1 protein-coding gene is annotated in these 4588 nt (G+C 62.8%); it reads right to left on the bottom strand.

The genetic code is table 11. The features are described 5' to 3' along the window. A partial coding sequence (locus tag H2Z84_RS10240; RefSeq protein WP_181835908.1) for an RHS repeat domain-containing protein occupies nucleotides 1-4588 on the bottom strand: 4588 nt, incomplete at both ends.

Below are 4588 nucleotides of genomic sequence, written 5' to 3' on the forward strand. Positions count from 1 at the left end.
GGGTCTGCACTCAGACGAGTGCCGATGTCGGCTCCGCCCAGTATGGCAGGCAGGCCAACCAGACTGATCGGCCTAGCGTAGGCGGTGCTCTTGAGCACGCGCCCTTCGGCGTCGTAGTCGGTGCGGGTCACCGCCCCCAGCGGGTCGAGGGTGTAGATCAGACGGTTGTTGGCATCGTAGACATAGCGGGTACGGTTGCCGAGCGGGTCGGTCTTGCTCGTGACGTTATCGTCACTATCATAGTCGTAGGTGGTAGTGAGCTTAAGCCCGTTCGGGTCCACCACGTCGGCGAGGCGACGGCCCAGCCGGTCGTAGTCATAGCGAGTACTCTTGGCTTGAGAGGTGCCCGCTCCTTCGGTGACGGTCAACCGGTTGCCCTGGCCATCATAGCTGTAGGTGGTCGTCAGTTTCAGACCGGCGGCATCGACGATGACGCTGGTCACCTGCCCTTTGGCGTCGTAGCGGGTTTCGGTGATGCTGCCGCGCGGGTCGGTCACGCTGACGGTACGGCCTTGGGCGTCGTAAGCGTAGCGGGTGGTGAGCTTGAGACCGTCCGGGTCGACGGTGCGGCTCAGCACCCGGCCGGCAGCATCGTAGCTGTAACGGGTCCTGGTGCCGCGTGCGTCAACGGTTTCGATCTGCTGCCTGGTACTATCGTAAGTGGTACTGGTGACTCCACCCGGCGTGATGGTGGACAGCAACTGGCCGTCTCGGTCGTAGCTGTAGGTGGTCGCATTGCCCCTGCCGTCGATCACCTTGACCGTTTCTCCGTAGCGATTGCGCTCGGTGATGGTCTGGATGCCTTGCGGTGTGGTTAGTGTCAAGCGACGGTTAGTGCTGTCGTAGTCGGTGCGGGTGGTGTTGCCCACGCTGTCGGTATGGGTCAGTTCGCGACCGAAGGCATCGTAACTGAAGGTACGCTGGGCATTGAGCGGGTCGGTGGTACGCACTTGGCGACCGAGCCGGTCGTAGGCGAGAGTGCGCAGACTGCCATTGGCGTCGGTGGTCTGGATTGGACGGCCAAAGGCATCATAGACAACGGTGCTGGCCAGGTTCAGGCGCCCACTGCCGGTATCCCGCGTCGTCGAGGCCTGCAGGCCACGACGGTCGTAGCCGTAGCGGGTCTCCAGCACGGTGCTGGCATTGATCCGGTTGCTGCTGCCGGTCTGCTCGCCGAATGCATTGTAGGTAGTGGTATTGACGTTACCGAGTGCGTCAGTGCGGCTGAGCACTTCCCCGCGTCGCGAGTAGGTGCTAGCGATGGCGCTGTCGAGTGTCGCGTTGACCAGCCCGCTGACCGCGGTGCCCAGCTGGCTGGCAAGACCGCCATTCAGACTAGCACGGACGGTATCGCTCAGACGGGTGCCGTAGCGCACCGTCTGGACCTGTTGGCCGAACGTGTCGTAGCGGTATTCGCTGATCTCACCCAGAGCGTTGATGCTGTGGGTGAGACGCCCGGTAGCATCATAGTAGTAAAGAGTGCGCTGGCCGTTACCGTCGAGGCCGTTTGGCGTCAGTGTGGCGATACGGCGGCCGGCGGCGTCGTATTGGTGGCGAGTACCCCAGCGACCCCACACGGCATCAATCTGAGCCTGGGTCGGGGTAGCACCCAGTGCGGCAAGAATCGCGGTCCCTTCGCCTGAGAGTTCCGCGATCAAGCGGCCCTGGCTGTCGAAACGTTGCAGTTGGCTACGACTGTCGCTGTTGCCAGCACCGCGCACAGTCTGGGTCAGGTTGCCGACACTGTCGTAGCCATAGGTGGTCACCAAACCATCCGGTTGGCTGTCACTGCGAACCACACGATTGGCTGCATCGTACTGGTAGAGCATGCCGTGATCTTCGGGGCTGCTTGCCGGGCGCACCGTGTCAAGAGCATTGCCTGCACCAGCCTTGGTGGCGTAGCGGAGTACCTGGGCCTTGTTGCCGTTGGCGTCGTAGCGTGTTTCGGTCAGGTAGCCTTCGGCATCGATTTCGCCGACGGGGCGACCCAGCGCGTCGTAGAAGCGCTGGGTACGCTGATCGTTGGCACTGGCGAGCGGGCGCAGCTGGTCGAGGGTACCGTTCGCCCAGAAGGTGCTGGCGGTGCGCGTAGCGTAGCGGACGATGTCCGTCAGGCGGCCCGCCGCATCGTAGCGAGTTTCAGTCAGGTAGCCCTCAGCGTCGAGCACGCCGCGCAGCTGGCCATCAGCATCGTAGAACTGGCGCTGGCGACGGTCGCTGGCGGCATCCGTCACCGGCCTGGCATTGGGGTCATCCGGCAACAGTTCGCCCGCGGTGGCGGCCAACGCTACCAATTGAGCAGCACTCAGCAAGGTGGCGTAGCGCAGGGTATCGGTCTGGCGGTTGGCACCGTCGTAGCGGTATTCGGTCACCGCGCCGGTGGCATCGACCGTCTTGGAGAGCCGGCCGGCGGCGTCGTAAAGCTGGTGAGTGAGCCGGTCGTTGAGGGAGTCTGATGTCGGACGTAGAGCAGTCAGTTGCAGAGCAGCCACGTCACCCACCAATTTGGCGGGATCAACCCGATTGGCGTAACGGAGGATACGCACGAGTTGGTTGGCGCCGTTGTAGACGTATTCGGTCAGCGCGCGTTCGGCATCGATTTCACCAACCTTGCGTCCCATGCCGTCGTACAGATAGAGGGTCTTCTGACCTGTAGGATCGGTGCTTTGCCGCAGGCGGCCGAGTGCGTCGTATTGGTACTGCGTGGTCCCCAGCGCACCGCCCGCATCCGCTATCAGCACCGCCAGCACGTTACCAGCTTGGTCGTAATTCGTGGTGGTCGTCAGACCGTTGGCCAGCGTCACCGTGGTCTGACGATTGTCGTCGGCATAAACAGTGGTAGTAGTATTGCCCAGCGCATCGCGCAGGCTGACGAGGCGGTTCAGGCCATCGTAGCGGTAGACGGTACTGCCCCCCCGAGCATCGATCTGCTGTAACAGGTTGCCCGCCTGGTCGTACACGTAGCGGGTCACTGCTTCGCTACCGTCAACGATGCCATTGCCGTTCGCATCAACCTTGGTGTAACCGACGACCTGATTAACCAGGCCGCGCAGGTCGTATTGGGTGTCGGTACGTTGGTTACGGGTCTTGTCCTGTGCAATGACCCAGGCCGCCAGATCCGCTTCCTGTGGGGTCGCTGGCAGAGCGGTGGCGCTGGCGCCAAAGTACTGGAGCCGCGACACTTCGCGCCCTTGCGCGTCATAGCGGTATTCGCTGACACGCCCTTCGGCGCTGATGCGGAAGCGCAGATGCCGACCGGCATCGTAAACATTGCGCGTGACTTGCGCGCCACCCGCCGCAGCCGAACCGCTACCGTCGGGATCGGGGATCGTATAGACGGTTTCCGACAGCAATTGGTTAGTCGCTCCGTATTCACGCCGGATGGTATTACCCGTGGCATCACGCTCCAGCACCCGATTGCCGTTGAGGTCGTACTCGTAGACGGTCACCTGACCGCGACCGTCAGTGACACTGGAGACGCGGCCATTGGTGTCGTAGCTGAAGCCGCGTTGCTGCGTTACCCCACCGGAGGCCGCCTTGACCGACAGCAGGCGCCCAGCCGCATCGTAACGGAGCTCGGTCGCCAGACCGGCGGCATCGGTCACGGTGGTGCTCAGCGCAACCGTGTCGTAGCTAAAACGGGTGGTGCGGATGTCACCAAGAGAACGAACGTCGTTGACGGTCTGGATACGGTAGTTGCTGCCGATCTGGACATAACCGAATTCCAGCCGGCTGCCATCGCTTTGTGTGATGCTGGCAACACGCTTGGACGTACCGTCGTAGGTGTAGGTCGTGGTGTACACCTTGCCATCGGCTATGCTGCTGTCGTCGGGGCTCAAATCGACAGTGACGCTGGCCAAGCGATTGGCGCTATCGTAAGCGTAGCGGGTGCGGGTCAGGGTAGTAGCGACACCGCCGTCGGACCAGACGGTGCGCAGCTGGATGATGTTGGCGGTACGGCCCGCCACGCTGTCGTAGTCGACGTAGAGCGTTTCACCACTGGCGCTGCTAATCGAAACGATCAGCCCAGCCGCGTTGTAGCCCAGCCGGAGTGTCTGGCCATCACGGTCGCTGACCTCAGTCAGTCGGCCCTCTTTGGCGGCGTCGTAACGCTCGACTTGCCGACTGTCGCCGTCGGTCCAAGTCCAAGTCTGGGTCGCTGCCTCGTAGCGCAGCATGTCATCCGCACCCCCTTCCTGAGCACCGCCGACATACAGCCCTCGCGCGGTATCATAGCGGTAAACAGTCTCGGCCCCGTCTTCGCCCAGCCGGCGGATGGAGCTACCCGCCATGTTCACCGTGCCAACGAGTCCGAATACCCTGCGCGAGAAGCCAAGCCGCCAGTTGTCGTTGTTGATGTCACCCAGACTTTGGCTGTTGTAGGTACGCAGTAGCGCCACATCGGGTCCGGACGCGCTGAGAAACTCGTCACGGTGCTGCAGGACCAGGTTACCGGTGGCGGCATTGACGTAGACGCGCTCGCCGCCGCGCCCGAATTCGGCCTGGCCCAGTTGCCCCTGCCCCCCTAGTGCCGACAGCGACCCACCCAGCAGACCCAGACCTGAATTCGATACCACTGCAACCATGA

The sequence above is a fragment of the Aquitalea aquatica genome (assembly GCF_013911085.1).
GTDB lineage: Bacteria > Pseudomonadota > Gammaproteobacteria > Burkholderiales > Chromobacteriaceae > Aquitalea > Aquitalea aquatica.